Source organism: Kribbella pittospori (genome assembly GCF_004331465.1).
Classification (GTDB): domain Bacteria; phylum Actinomycetota; class Actinomycetes; order Propionibacteriales; family Kribbellaceae; genus Kribbella; species Kribbella pittospori.
Genome location: NZ_SJKB01000012.1, coordinates 98,135 through 111,055, shown reverse-complemented (window position 1 = coordinate 111,055; position 12,921 = coordinate 98,135). Strand labels below are relative to the sequence as shown.

General features: G+C 68.2%; 13 protein-coding genes and 1 tRNA gene. 5 read left to right on the top strand and 9 right to left on the bottom strand.

Annotated elements, in window-relative coordinates:
• Positions 1-143: 143 nt before the first annotated feature.
• Positions 144-1,334, top strand: coding sequence for an ATP/GTP-binding protein (locus E0H73_RS32710; RefSeq protein ID WP_131362877.1), 1,191 nt, complete (start codon positions 144-146; stop codon positions 1,332-1,334).
• A complete protein-coding gene (locus tag E0H73_RS32705) occupies positions 1,331-1,735 on the top strand; it encodes a hypothetical protein (RefSeq protein WP_131362876.1) in 405 nt (134 codons plus the stop codon). The genes E0H73_RS32710 and E0H73_RS32705 overlap by 4 nt, the downstream gene beginning before the upstream one ends.
• Positions 1,736-1,991: 256 nt before the next feature.
• Here E0H73_RS32705 and E0H73_RS32700 read toward each other — a convergent pair.
• From E0H73_RS32700 to E0H73_RS32665, 8 genes are all read right to left on the bottom strand, one after another.
• A tRNA-Ala gene (locus E0H73_RS32700) sits at positions 1,992-2,064 on the bottom strand.
• 83 nt (positions 2,065-2,147) lie between these two features.
• A complete protein-coding gene (gene sepX, locus E0H73_RS32695) occupies positions 2,148-2,936 on the bottom strand; it encodes a divisome protein SepX/GlpR (RefSeq protein ID WP_131362874.1) in 789 nt (262 codons plus the stop codon).
• A 97-nt stretch (positions 2,937-3,033) separates the two neighbouring features.
• A complete protein-coding gene (locus E0H73_RS32690; protein WP_131362872.1) occupies positions 3,034-3,651 on the bottom strand; it encodes a GNAT family N-acetyltransferase in 618 nt (205 codons plus the stop codon).
• Entirely contained in the window at positions 3,651-4,139 is a 489-nt protein-coding gene (locus E0H73_RS32685) for a MogA/MoaB family molybdenum cofactor biosynthesis protein (RefSeq protein WP_131362870.1), read from the bottom strand. Before E0H73_RS32685 ends, E0H73_RS32690 begins: the two co-directional genes overlap by 1 nt.
• Positions 4,136-4,618 (bottom strand): cyclic pyranopterin monophosphate synthase MoaC, encoded by a 483-nt coding sequence (moaC, locus tag E0H73_RS32680; protein ID WP_131362868.1) that lies wholly within the window; start codon positions 4,616-4,618, stop codon positions 4,136-4,138. Before moaC ends, E0H73_RS32685 begins: the two co-directional genes overlap by 4 nt.
• Positions 4,615-5,841 carry a molybdotransferase-like divisome protein Glp gene (gene glp, locus E0H73_RS32675; RefSeq protein WP_131362866.1) on the bottom strand — a complete coding sequence of 409 codons (1,227 nt, stop codon included), beginning with the start codon at positions 5,839-5,841 and terminating at the stop codon, positions 4,615-4,617. Before glp ends, moaC begins: the two co-directional genes overlap by 4 nt.
• 77 nt (positions 5,842-5,918) lie before the next feature.
• Positions 5,919-6,389 (bottom strand): GNAT family N-acetyltransferase, encoded by a 471-nt coding sequence (locus tag E0H73_RS32670; RefSeq protein WP_131362864.1) that lies wholly within the window; start codon positions 6,387-6,389, stop codon positions 5,919-5,921.
• Positions 6,390-6,412: 23 nt separating this feature from the next.
• Entirely contained in the window at positions 6,413-7,801 is a 1,389-nt protein-coding gene (locus E0H73_RS32665; RefSeq protein WP_131362862.1) for a UTP--glucose-1-phosphate uridylyltransferase, read from the bottom strand.
• A 66-nt stretch (positions 7,802-7,867) separates the two neighbouring features.
• Here E0H73_RS32665 and E0H73_RS32660 point away from each other — a divergent pair, with 66 nt between their 5' ends.
• Genes E0H73_RS32660 through E0H73_RS32650 form a run of 3 tightly spaced genes read left to right on the top strand, consistent with a single transcriptional unit; the run spans position 7,868 to position 10,399 of the window.
• Positions 7,868-8,434 (top strand): 5-formyltetrahydrofolate cyclo-ligase, encoded by a 567-nt coding sequence (locus E0H73_RS32660; protein WP_131362860.1) that lies wholly within the window; start codon positions 7,868-7,870, stop codon positions 8,432-8,434.
• The gene (locus E0H73_RS32655) at positions 8,427-9,335 is read left to right on the top strand and encodes an aminoglycoside phosphotransferase/kinase family protein (RefSeq protein ID WP_131362858.1); all 909 of its coding nucleotides are present in this window, start codon (positions 8,427-8,429) and stop codon (positions 9,333-9,335) included. Before E0H73_RS32660 ends, E0H73_RS32655 begins: the two co-directional genes overlap by 8 nt.
• Positions 9,335-10,399, top strand: coding sequence for a serine hydrolase domain-containing protein (locus E0H73_RS32650; protein ID WP_131362856.1), 1,065 nt, complete (start codon positions 9,335-9,337; stop codon positions 10,397-10,399). Before E0H73_RS32655 ends, E0H73_RS32650 begins: the two co-directional genes overlap by 1 nt.
• Here E0H73_RS32650 and E0H73_RS32645 read toward each other — a convergent pair.
• Complete coding sequence (locus E0H73_RS32645; RefSeq protein ID WP_131362854.1) at positions 10,380-12,911, bottom strand: penicillin acylase family protein; 2,532 nt, start codon at positions 12,909-12,911, stop codon at positions 10,380-10,382. The two genes, E0H73_RS32650 and E0H73_RS32645, sit on opposite strands and share 20 nt — an antisense overlap.
• Positions 12,912-12,921: the final 10 nt, after the last annotated feature.

Genomic DNA, 12,921 nt, shown 5'->3' with positions numbered 1-12,921 from the left:
CACCCGCACCTCACGCGCGGCATTTCCACCACGTCGATGCACACACGACCCCACGCGGCTAACCGTCACCACCCTCAACACCCCGCGGGCCGACGGGCCTTCCAGATCCGGGTGTGGGCGAAGGGGTGAGGTACCTTCGCGCCATGGCGAAATACCCCAGGATCCGCGAGCAGCACATCGCCGTTTTCGGAGAGAGCGGCTCCGGGAAGACGGTGCTTGTTTCATCGTTCTTCGGCCCGACTCAGGAGGGTTCATATTCGAACGACCTCTGGGACCTCGTCGCAGACGACACCGGGCAGGGCAACCGGCTCTACCGGAACTACCTCGGCATGAGAGACCGCGGGAGGGCGCCGTTGGCGACCCGGTTCGCGGCCACGACCTACTACTTCTCGGTGAAGCTCAAGGGCGGTGACAACGCCGAAGCGAGGACGCGACCCTTCGACACCCTGCGACTCGCATGGCACGACTATCCGGGGGATTGGTTCGAGGAGTCGCCGAGCAGCGAGGAAGAGGCCAATCGCCGTGTCGACACGTTCCGGTCACTGCTGGGTTCCGATGTCGCGCTCTTGCTGGTGGACGGCCAGAAGTTACTGGACTACCCGGGCGAAGAAGAGCGGTACCTCAAGTCGCTCCTGACGAACTTCCGCCAAGGCCTGCTGCGACTCAAGGACGACCTGCTGGCCGACGAGGACCGCCTGGTGGAGTTCCCGCGCATCTGGATCATGGCACTCTCGAAGGCGGATCTCTTTCCGGACTGGGACATCTACTCCTTCCGCGACCTCGTCATCGAGAAGGCCGCCGATCACATCGACGACCTGCGCTCGACACTCAAGGACCTCGTGGACACGCCTGACGCGCTGTCGGTGGGCGAGGACTTCATGCTGCTCTCCTCGGCCAAGTTCGAACTCTCCGCGGCTGGTGCGGAGCCGGTGGAGATCGACGTGACCCAACGGGTCGGGCTTGACCTCATCCTGCCGGTGGCTTCGATGCTTCCCCTGGAGCGCCGGGTTCAGTGGAACGAGCGGATGGAGATCCCGAGGAAGGTGCTGGACACCCTGGCGGACGGCGCGGAGACCCTGGCTGCGGTCCTGGTGGGCGGCAAGTCCTTTGGCGTCGACAAGCTGGTGGCGAAGCTGCCGAAGGTCGGCCCCCTCGCGAGCATGGCCGCGCTCCCTGCCCTGACTGCGGCCGCCAAGATCGCCGGGGCGCAACTCAGGCAGATCAATGCCCAGGCCCGGGAGCACCACGACTTCCTGACCGCAACGCTCACTCAGTTCAAGTTGGACCTCGACCAAGGCGTCAAGGACAAGCTGCTCATCAGGAGCCTCAAGTGAGCGTTCAGGACCTACCCGGGAGCCTCATCTGGGCTACTCGAGGGCGCTTCTGGGGGTTCCGGTTCCTCCTCAATGGAGGGCGGTCCGACCCACTTCTCGACTACGAACGCAGCTTCGCGGATCTCAAGGACGAGCCGACGACGTGGCGCCGTGCCGCCGGGCAGGTCGCGCTGCGCTTTCCCGATCCGTTGGAGCGGAAAGATGCGGCCGGTCGCGTCATCCCCCACGAGTTCGTCGTGTCCGGAGACTTGGCCGATGAGATCGAGTCGGTCGAAGACGGCCTCCAACAGATCTGGCCACTCGTTGCAGGGGCCTACGCCAGAGTCTGGGATACCGAGGGTCCACCTTCCGTCGCAGACCTTGGCTTCACCACCCACGACAATTCGCCCCTTGACCCGTGACGCCTCACTGATGTCCCTACCCCAGCTACAGCAGCCGGCGTGCACGCAACGTAGGAGCCCGCATAGCGGCTGCGTGGAGGTCGGACAGTTGACGCCCCCTGAACCGCGGCGATCAACCACGGAGCCGAGCGGAGCGAAGGCGTGCGGGGTGCGGGTGGCGGAGCCCCCGCTTGCGGCGGGCGGAGCGCTGCCGCACAAATGACGAAGGCGAGGCGGCGAGCGCTGTAAGCGCCGCACACCTCGCCCATCGACTTCGTGGAGCTGAGGGGATTCGAACCCCTGGCCTCTTCGTTGCGAACGAAGCGCGCTACCAACTGCGCCACAGCCCCGAGTTGGTCGCCGGTTTCCTGGCGACCGCGAAACTCTAACACGCCTATGGTCGCGGGTTAAAACCGAGGTTGTCGAGTGGGTTTCAGTCTCCGACCGCGCGCTTGACCTCGGGTTCGAGGGGCTTCTCGACGGGCTCGGGGAGGGCGGGCTTGTCGGCCGGGTCGGTGGTGCGGGCGGAGGAGAAGACCTCGTCGTCGGACAGGGAGATGGTGCGGACGGTGCGGTCCGGCGCCTTCTCCTTCATGACGTACGTCGGCAGCGTCACCGGCACCGGATCCCACAGACCTTCGGCCGGTGCGGGCTTCTCGACCGGCGGCTCGGGCAGCTTGACCTCGATCGTCGGCTCCTGGTCGGGAGACGGAGTGGGCGCCGGCTTCCCGGCCGGCCCACGGTCGTGCCGCGCCTGGGCCCGTGCCCGCCGCTTCTCGGCCAGTCGGGCCCGCGACCGCGCCTGCCGCCGCAGCTGGATCCGGGTGAGTACGACGAACCCGACGATCAGCGCACCCGGGATCGCGACGGTCCACCACAGCAGCATTTGCAGACCCGCCAGCGCGGTGACCGACAACAGCGAAAGGGTCAGGATCGACAGCACCCGCCGGCGGCGCATGGCGGCCACCCGGCGGGCTCGGTTCGGGACGTACCGCGTCGGTGGCGGCAGGTCCTCGGCCGAAGCCGATCCCTTGTCGTCCACGGCACCTGCGGGACGTACGACGTACCGCGGCCGGGACGGGTCTCGCGAGAGCACGCGTGCATCGGCGGACGACGACACCGGGCGGCGCCGCGCCTCGTCGCCGCGCTTGAGGATCATGGGGACGAGGTAAGCGGCCCACGCGGCGACGATCGCCACATAGATCAGCCCTGTCGTCCCCATGCGACGACGCTAAGGTGCACGGGGGGCCAGATGAGGTACGTGAGACGGTGTGTCGCAAGAAGACTCGTGTGACTGATGTGAATAGTACGCAGCGTAGTCAGGGCAAACGCGATACGAGACCGGGCCCGACTTCCTCGATGTTCAACGCGAAGATGCGGTGGTCGCGCCAGTCCCCGTCGATGTGCAGGAACCGCGGCCGCTCCCCTTCGTACCGGAAGCCGAGCTTCTCCACGACGCGCAGACTTGCCTTGTTCTCGGGGCGGATCGCCACTTCGATGCGGTGCAGCCCGAGGGTGAACCAGCAGTGGTCGGCGGCGAGCGCGACGGCGGTCGGCACGATGCCGCGGCCGGCGTACTGCTCGTCGACCCAGTAGCCGAGGTTCGCCCAGCGCGCCGAGCCGTAGGTGATCCCGGAGACGGTCAACTGCCCGACCAGCGGCCACTTCGACCGCGGTCCGACGCCCGCGGCGCCGCCGTACGTGATGACGAACGGGAGCATCCGCCCGTACCGCGCTTGCCGGTTCCAGTCGCGCGCCATCGCCCGGAACGTCCGCGCACCGTCCTCCGCACCAGGCGGTTGGGTGGCGTCCCACGGGCGTAGCCAGCTGACGTTGCGCTGGCGTGCGGCCGCCCACTCGCCGCCATCGCCTGCGCGCAACGGACGGAGCGCGACCTGCCCGTGCTGGAGCTCCACAGGCCAGTGCACGATCGCCATCAGTCGGTGTCCGTCCTGACATGGTCGCCGCCGTGCACCTGGTCGACGGCGTGCCGCAGCAGCGGCTGCAGTACGGCGAGTCCGTCCTTCACACCGCCCCGGGACCCTGGCAGATTCACGATGACCGTCGCACCAGCGACTCCGGCGAGCCCACGCGACAGAGCAGCAGTGGGTACGCCGTTCGCGACGCCATACGCCCGGATCGATTCGGCGATGCCGGGCACAACCTTCTCGATCACAGCGGCGGTCTGCTCGGGTGTCTCGTCGGTCGGCGAGATTCCGGTGCCGCCGGTCGTCAGCACCACGTCGTACGACGCTTCGACCGCGGCACGCAGCGCATCACCGACCGGCGGACCGTCCGGCACGATCTGCGGACCGGAAACCTCAAAGCCCCACTCCGCCAGGCGCTCCGCGATGACCGGACCCGTGGTGTCGGTGTAGACGCCGGCGGCGGCGCGGTTCGAGATGCTGATGACGAGAGCCCTCACGGCCGCTCCCAGTGCCCGGTCTTACCGCCTTCTTTGAGCTCGACGCGGACGTCGGACAGAACGGCGGCCGGGTCGATCGCCTTCACCATGTCGATCACGGCGAGCCCGGCGACGGCGACCGCGGTCAGCGCCTCCATCTCCACCCCGGTGCGGTCGGTCGTCTTGACCGCCGCGGTGATCAGTACGGCGTCGTCCACCACCTCGAGGTCGACCTTGGCTCCGGTGATCGCGATCGGGTGGCAGAGCGGAACCAGGTCAGGAGTCCGCTTCGCGCCCATGATCCCGGCGATCCGGGCGACGCCGAGTGCGTCACCCTTCGGTACGCCGTCACCGCGTAGCGCGGTCACCACCTCGGCCGAGACAAGAACCTTGCCGCTGGCAACTGCCCGGCGGCTCCCCACGTCCTTGGCCGAGACGTCGACCATCCGGGCGGCCCCGGTCTCGTCGACGTGGGTCAGCCCCGTCGGGTCCTCCGTCATCCGGTCTCCTCGTCCAGCAGCAACAGCTCGACCTGATCGCCGGCCCGGACCGACGTCACGTCCTCCGGCACCACGATCAGCGCGTTCGCACGGCTCAGCCCACCGAGCAGGTGTGAACCGTGCCCGCCGACTGTACTGGCCATCCAGCCCTGGTCGCCCGACCTGGCCGCGGCGCGGACGAACTGCCGCCGTCCCGACGGCGAGCTGAACGCGTCCAGCGACACGCCCTGCACCGTGGACCGCCGGTACGGCATCTGGCCCATCAGCTTGCGCAGCGCCGGCCGGACGAACACCTCGAACGACACGTACGCCGACACCGGGTTGCCCGGCAGCGTGAAGATCGGCACCTCGTCCTCACCGAGCACACCGAACCCCTGCGGCTTGCCCGGCTGCATCGCGACCTGCGGGAAATCGACCGTGCCGGTCTTGCTGAGAATCTCCTTGACGATGTCGTACGCGCCCATGCTCACGCCGCCGGTGGTCATCACCAGGTCGGCGCGAACCAGCTGGTCGGACAACGTGTCCATGATTTTCTTCGGGTCGTCGTCGACGATGCCGACGCGGTAGACGACAGCTCCGGCCTCGCGCGCCGCAGCAGCCAGCGTGTAGCTGTTCGAGTCGTAGATCTGGCCCTCGCCCAGCCTGCTCCCCGGCTCCTTCAGCTCCGCTCCGGTCGAGACCACAACCACTCGCGGCCGCGGCCGCGCCTTCACCCGCGCCCGGCCGACAGCGGCCAATACGGCGATCTGCCGCGGCCCGAGCACGGTGTCGCGCTCCAGAACCTGCTCGCCCGCCTGCACGTCCTCACCGGCCCGACGGACAGACATGCCGAGCGTCGGCTGCTTCGCGATCCGCACATTCACGGTCCCGCCGTCGGTCCACTCCACCTGGACGACGCTGTCCGCACCCCGCGGCATCGGTGCGCCGGTCATGATGCGCACACACGTCCCCGGCGTGACCACGATCGGCTCGCTCCGGCCGGCCCTGATCTCACCGACCACCGGCAGCATGATCGGGTTGTCCTGCGATGCCCCGGCCAGGTCGGCAGCCTGAACGGCGTACCCATCCATCGCTGAGTTGTCGAATCCGGGCAGGCTCACCCCCGAGACGACGTCCTCGCAGAGCACCAGCCCCAGCGCCTCCATCAGCGGCTGATCGAACGCCGGTAGGGCCGTCACCCTGCCGAGCACGGCCTCGAGATGCTCATCCACACTCCGTCTCACGAGCCCGACCCTAATCCACGGGTGCCGCGATTCCGCGGCCAGTTCCGGAAGGATGCCGTGAGAATGCCGACTGAGGGCTAGGTGAGGGCCTCGGGATGACGACCCCAGGTCATCCGGATGTCGGGTGCTCGCTCCTCGTTCGCCGCGCCGTCAGTACGGCGTACTTCGGTGAAACCGTGCCGGGCGTAGAACGACTGCGCCCGGGTGTTGGTCTGGAAGGTCCACAGCGCCAGACCGCCCGGCCGGAGATCCTTCGCGAGCTCGACGAGCGTCGACCCGACGCCCTGACCGGCCGCGTCCGGGTCGACGTACAACTGGTCGAGGTCGTCACCGTCCAGTGTCAGGACCGCGACGATCCGGCCGTCGTCGAGCCCCACCCAGGTCTGCGCGTCCGGCAGCAACACCTCGGCGAACCAGACCGCGACCTGCGTCGAGGTGTGGATCGCCGGCGGCAACAGCGAGGGCTCCGCGTGCCGCGATCGCCACCAGACCTGCGCGGCCTCGTCCGTGTCGTACGGCTCCAGCGGCCGGATCAGCAGGTCGTCCATCCAGTTCCCCCCAGCTCGTGGTGTCAGGCGCGGAGTTCGGCCCCGTCCGGGATCACCCGGCGTTCCCCGGCCGGCGCCTCCAGCTCGACGTCGCCGACCACCACCACATCCTTGCCGAAGGCAACGTCACCGCGCACCTCGAGCCGGTCCGCGCGGACCAGCGACGGCGGCCCGGCCGGGAACCGGACGTCGAAGTCGGCCAGGATCTTGAAGTACTCCGGATCCAGGTCGACGTACGGCTCGTCGCCTTCGTGCGTGGTGGTCAGGTCGCCCGCCTCGTCCAGCTCGTAGACGTCGGAGCGCAGGACCAGCAGATCGTTCGTGGTCTTCACCGGCTTGAACCGGCTGCGGTCGACCAGCACCGCCTGCGAGCCCTCGAAGGTCTCGATCGCGGTCCCCATCCCGGTCTCCAGCTGGATCACCTTGGGCGAGGACGGGTCGGCCGGGTCGACGGTCTTGCGGTTCACGATGATCGGCAGCCCGAGGATCCCGTCGTGCCCCTCCATCAGCTCGGCCAGCCGGTCCAGGTCGATCCACAGGTTGTTGGTGTTGAAGGTCCTGTGCCGGGTGACGTCCTGGAAGTACTTCGTGTCCTCGGCCGCGACCTGCGCGCTGTCGCGCAGGATCAGCCGCCCGTCGGACTTGCGCACCGCGACGTGTCCGCCCTTGCGGTCGGATCGGGTCCGGCGGCAGACCTCCATCCCGAACGGTACGTCGTGCTCCGCCATCCAGGCCGCGATCCGAGGGTCCGCGGTGGCGCCGAGGTTGTCGGCGTTGGAGATGAACGCATGCCGGAAACCGTGTTCCCGCAGGGCGTCAAGGGTGCCGGAGGCAACCAGTGCGGTGAACAGGTCGCCGTGACCCGGCGGGCACCAGGCCAGCTCTGGGTCCGGCTCCCACTCGGCCGGCGTCAGATCGTCGGCGAGCAGCTTCGGTTCCATGTTCTGCTGGAAGTCCAGCGGCAGTCCGTCGATCGCCAGACCGTCGTACTCGCTGAGGATCTGGCGCGACTCCTCGGTGGTGCGGAACGAGTTCATCAGCACCAGCGGCAGCGGTACGTCGTACTTGCGCCGGGTGCTGAGGATCTGCCGGGCGATGATGTCGAGGAAGCTCAGTCCGTCCTTGACCGGCAGTGCGGACTTCGGGCCGGTGACACCCATCGACGTACCGAGGCCGCCGTTGAGCTTGATCACCACCGTCTCGGCCAGTGCGGCCCGCAGCGCCGCCGGGTCGGTGTCCAGGTGGTCCAGATGCGGCAGGTCCCCCACCGGCTCGATGTCGTCCTCGCGGATCGTGCCGTGCTGACCGGACTCGAGTAACCGGTAGTAGTGGGTGAAGACCCGGATCGCGACGTCGGCAGTGCCGGCCGCGCGCATCTTCTCCTGCGCCTGTCGTAGACCTGCCTCACTCATGTCCCAACACTAGGGGACGCGTGGTGATCACAGTGTTAACCGCGTCACGCCGCCTACGATCAGTAGGTGTTCGCGTCCAAGGCCGCTGCGCGGTCCCATTTCCTCGCTGCCCGCAGCACTCGATCGTCCGCAGGGGACCTGCTGGCCGGTGCCCGCTCGTTGCAGGCTGTGCACAGCGCCCGGCGGGTGGCTCTGTACGTGTCCAGGGGCCTCGAACCGCAGACCGGTGCCCTGATCGACTGGCTGCTGGCTACCGACCGTGACGTCCTGCTGCCGATCCTGTACGCCGACAACGACCTCGGATGGGGTGTCGCCCCGGGAGCGGCCGATCTGGTCCCCGGCCGGCTTGGTCTGTCCGAGCCGCCTGTGGACCTGGGCCCGGACGCCATCGCCACCGCCGATCTGGTGATCTGCCCCGCTGTGGCGGTCGCCCGCGACGGCGTGCGCCTCGGACGCGGTGGTGGCTCCTACGACCGGGCACTGGCGCGAGTGAGACCCGGTACGCCGATCTGGGCCGCGGTGTACGACGTCGAAGTCGTCGACAAGCTTCCAGCCGACGACCACGACCATCCGGTGCACGCTGCGCTCACGCCAAACCACTTGATCCCGCTGCGAGGATCTCTGGATGACTGAGACCGCGGTAGAAGCCGCAGCCACAGCCGGACGTGACCTCGGCCTGACGGTCACCGACCCGACAGTCCTGTACAGCGCCTTCTCGGTGGTAGTGCACCTCAAGCCGTCCCCTGTGGTCGCACGCGTGCCGATGAACCTGCCGGACTACCTGATGGAAAGAGAGGCCACCGCAGTACGTCAGCAGCGTGAGCTGGACGTGTCCGGGTGGCTGGTGGACCAGGGCAAGCCGGTGACCGCCCCGAGCCCGCTCGTGCCACGGAAGCCAGTGGAGAAGGACGGGCTGTCCATGACGTTCTGGCAGTACGTCGAGGAGGACAAGTCGGTCGAACCCGACTACATCGCGGGGACGGTCCGGGCCGCCGAACTGCACGCCATCCTCGCGGACTACCCGCGGGAGCTGCCGTGGCTGACTCCCCTGCTCGCAGTGCCGTCGGGCATCGAGACGCTGGAGGCGGTGCCTGGGCTGCTCGAGCAGGACGACGTGGACCGGGCACGGGCCGAGTGGGCCGTGCTGGGACCGGTGCTGTCGAGCCGAGCCGCGTTCGAGGCGGTCTTCCCGTCGGCCACGATCCAGACGATCCACGGCGACGCTCCGTCGTACAACCGAATCCCGACGAAGGACGGAGTGCTGTGGGCCGACTTCGAGGACACGACGCTCGGCCCGATCGAGTGGGACCAGGCGGGCTTCGGCCCGGAGCTCGGCCAGGTGTACAACAAGGCGGCGGCCGGACTGGGACGCCCCCAGCTCGATGAAGCTGTGCAGCGGGTGATGGACACCGCCCGGGTCATGCAGGTCCTCGTGTGTACTCCGCTGGTGCCGCGACTGCCGGACCTGGCGGACGGCATCCGGATGTTCGCAACACAGTGGCGGGACATGCCGTTCGCTGGTGGACTGGGCTGATGCTCAGCGAGTACGTCGACACCGGTGTCCTCCCAGGTCTCATCTCGCTGGTGAGTCGCGGCGACGAGACCCGGGTCGACGTACTCGGCAAGCTCGCGTTCGACGGTCCGGAGATGCAGCGGGAGAGCCTGTTCCGGGTCGCGTCGTTCACCAAGCCGATCGTCGCCGCGGCGGCGATGATCCTGGTCGACGAACTCCGGCTGTCCATGGACGCACCGGTCGACGAGCTACTGCCGGAGCTGGCGCATCCTGTCGTACTGCGGCAGCCGGACGGACCACTCGACGACACGGTCCCGGCGGAGCGGCCGATCACTCTGCGGGACCTGCTCACCTTCCGGCACGGACTGGGCGAGTCGGACCATCCGGCGCTGCGGGAACGCGAGCAGGAACTGGAGCTGCGCACGTTCGGACCGCCGGTACCGCGTACTCGGCTCGAGCCGGACGAGTGGATGCGGCGACTGGGGACGCTGCCGTTGCAGTATCAGCCGGGTGAGCGGTGGATGTACTCGACCGGCTCACACGTGCTCGGCGTACTGATCGCGCGGGCGACCCGAGAGCCCTTGGAGACGTTCCTACGGGCGCGGATATTCGAACCGCTCGGCATGCGGGACACCGGGTTCACCGCGTCGGACCCGGCGCGGCTGACGACGGCGTACCTCGGGGAGGACGTTCTGGACGCGGCGGCGGACAGCCAGTGGCTGGTGCCGCCGTCCTTCCCGGATGCGAGTGGTGGGCTGATCTCCACGGTCGACGACTTCCATGCGTTCGCCCGGATGCTGCTGGCCGACGGCGACGGTGTGCTGTCTCCTGCTGCGGTCGCGGAGATGACAACCGATCAGCTCACGCCGGCGCAGCGCACTGCCGCTGCCGACTTCCTCGGACCGGACACCGGATGGGGCTACGGGCTGTCCGTCGGCGGCGGGCGGTACGGCTGGGCCGGCGGTCTGGGGACGCTGTGGTCGACCACGCCGGCCGACGGGACCATCTCGATCCTGCTGACCCAGCGTGCCCTGTGGACCTGGCCGGAGGCACTGTTCGCCGAGGCTAACGCTCCGGCTTGGTGAAGGTCAGGAGATCCTTCCGGCTCTCCTCGACGGCGCCCTTGGTGTAGGCCCAGGGCAATGTCTCACCACGTGCCCACAGCTCGGTCTGGTCGGTGTAGTGGGACGAGAACGCGTGCCCGGACACACCGGTCAGGTTGATCCAGCGAGACTTGTCGAAGTCGGCCAGGTCGACCACCATCCGCATCGACGGCGTCGACGTCACCGTGTAGCCCTCGGCGGCATCCCAGGAGGTCGCGTCCACGAGCGACGTACCGCCGCCGAGCTCGTACGGGCCACGGTTGAAGATCCGCTCGATGACACCGATGCCCGACGTACCGAGCGTCTGGTTGGTGAGCGTCAGCTTGTGCAGCTTGCCCCACTGCCAGTTCGCCGGCTCCCGCGCCATCTTCTGCGTGATCTCGGATCGGGCCTCGACCAGCGCCTCGCGCAGGATGTCGTCGCGGCTCTCCAACTGGGGCGTCCCGATCTTGTCCCACCACTTGCTGTTCGGGTGAGCGAGCAGTGTGTGGATCACTTCGAACCAGCGCGAACCGCCGTCCGGCCAGGTGCTCTCCGGGAGCTGGTCGTGGAAGGTCAGCGCGAGGATGTTGCGCCACACCACGTTGAAGTAGGCCGCTGCCGCGGAGTCCGCCGGCTGGGTGAAGTCCCAGTTCTTCAGGGTGTCCTGGCCCTGCCGGTCGAAGCTGTCGTCGATGCCGATCCGGAGCAGATACGGCACCAGCATCTCGGCCACCCGGTTCTTGGTGTCCAACTGGATCGACGCCATCGCGTTCGCGTCCAGCTTCCCGGCTGCCTTGATCCGGTCGGTGATCTGCTGCGACCGGTAGCCGTAGTCCCAGTTGTCGGTCAGGAAGTACTTGTACGTCGGCGGCACCACCGCCTGGTTCGCGGTGACGATCACGCCGTCCGCCGGATCGAACTCGGTCGGCAGCGAGTCGAACGGGATGTACCCCTTCCAGTGGTACTTCGGATCCCAGCCCGGCACCGGCCAGTCGCCGCGGCCGGAGTTGCGGATCGGGATCAGCCCGGGCGCCTGGTAGCCGATGTGGCCGTCGGTGTCGGCGTACACCAGGTTCTGCGAGGGGACCTGGAACGACTTCGCCGCGGCCCGGAACTGGGTCCAGTTCTGGGCCCGGTTGATCGCGAACAGCGCGTCGGCGGTGCGGCCCGGAGTCAGTGCGGTCCACTGCAGTGAGACGGCGTACGCCTGCGGCTGTTTGCCTCGCTTGGCGACGATCTCCCCGATCTCGCGCTGGTCGTCGCCGACGTCGGAGATGAGCGGACCGTGCCGGGTCTCCCGGACGGTGATCTTCACCGGTTCGTCCTCGCCGGCGACCTTGAACGTCTCCTCGCGTGTCGCCATCGCACTCCACCGCTTGTTGTAGAGCACCTTGTTCCCCTCGACGCGCTCCAGGTACAGGTCCTGGACGTCGGGGTCGAGGTTGGTGAAGCCCCAGGAGATCGCGTTGTTGTGGCCGATCACCACGCCGGGCAGACCCGAGAAGCTGAAGCCCGAGACGTCGTACGGACAGGCGCGGCTGACGTTGTTGCAGTGCAGGCCGACCTGGGTCCAGATCCCCGGCATGGTCGCGCCGAGGTGCGGATCGTTGGCCAGCAGCGGCTTGCCGGTGGTGGTGTGGTCGCCGGAGACGACCCAGGAGTTCGATCCGATCCCGTCGCCCTGGCCGAGCAACTGCGGGAGTCCCTTGGCCACCTTGTCCACGGAGTCCAGGGACTTCAGCAGGTCCTTGGTCAGCATCCCGCGGCGTAGCTCGGAGTCGACCGGCGCGGTGCTGAACTGGCCGTCGCGGTCTACCGCACCGGTCGCGAGGATCGGCCGGTTCCGGTCGAACGGGTAGTCCGGATACAGGCTCTCGACGTTCTGCGCCGGGAACGACGCGAGCAGCTTGGTCTTGGTGATCTCGTCGTCCATGTTGCCGCCGAGATCCCACGCCATCGCCTTCAGCCAGGCCAGCGAGTCGGCCGCCGTCCACGGCTCCGGGCGATAGTCGGTGCCCTTCAGCGACAGTACGGCGTACTCCAGGCTCAGACCGGAACCACTGTGCGTCGAGAGGTACGAGTTCACTCCGCGGGCGTAGTCGTCGAGGTACTGCCGGGTGGACGGGCTGAGCAGACCCAGCTCCTTCTCGGCGACCCGGCGCCAGCCCAGGGTGCGGATGAACTTGTCGGTCTCCAGAGCGCTCTCGCCGAACAGTTCGGACAGCCGCCCGGCGGTGACATGCCGGCGGAAGTCCATCTCGAAGAAGCGGTCCTGCGCGGCCACGTACCCCTGCGCGGCGAACAGATCGGACGGGTTGTCGGCGTAGATCTGCGGGATGCCCTGGGCATCGCGGACGACCTCGACCTCCGCATCGAGACCGTCCAGCTCGATCGTTCCGTCGTAGGTCGGGAAGGAATGGCGCACGACGAAGACGACGGTCCCGGCGATCACCAGGAGGACCGTGGCGAGGGCGATTCCGCTGATGACGAGGACTCGAAGCAGGCGACGCACGGACCCAACC

Excerpts from the sequence above, each read along its gene's own strand:
- E0H73_RS32710 (WP_131362877.1), top strand. The coding sequence starts at position 144 with ATGGCGAAATACCCCAGGATCCGCGAGCAGCACATCGCCGTTTTCGGA.
- E0H73_RS32650 (WP_131362856.1), top strand. The coding sequence starts at position 9,335 with ATGCTCAGCGAGTACGTCGACACCGGTGTCCTCCCAGGTCTCATCTCG.
- E0H73_RS32670 (WP_131362864.1), bottom strand. The coding sequence starts at position 6,389 with ATGGACGACCTGCTGATCCGGCCGCTGGAGCCGTACGACACGGACGAG.
- E0H73_RS32665 (WP_131362862.1), bottom strand. The coding sequence starts at position 7,801 with ATGAGTGAGGCAGGTCTACGACAGGCGCAGGAGAAGATGCGCGCGGCC.
- E0H73_RS32690 (WP_131362872.1), bottom strand. The coding sequence starts at position 3,651 with ATGGCGATCGTGCACTGGCCTGTGGAGCTCCAGCACGGGCAGGTCGCG.
- moaC (WP_131362868.1), bottom strand. The coding sequence starts at position 4,618 with ATGACGGAGGACCCGACGGGGCTGACCCACGTCGACGAGACCGGGGCC.
- sepX (WP_131362874.1), bottom strand. The coding sequence starts at position 2,936 with ATGGGGACGACAGGGCTGATCTATGTGGCGATCGTCGCCGCGTGGGCC.
- E0H73_RS32655 (WP_131362858.1), top strand. The coding sequence starts at position 8,427 with ATGACTGAGACCGCGGTAGAAGCCGCAGCCACAGCCGGACGTGACCTC.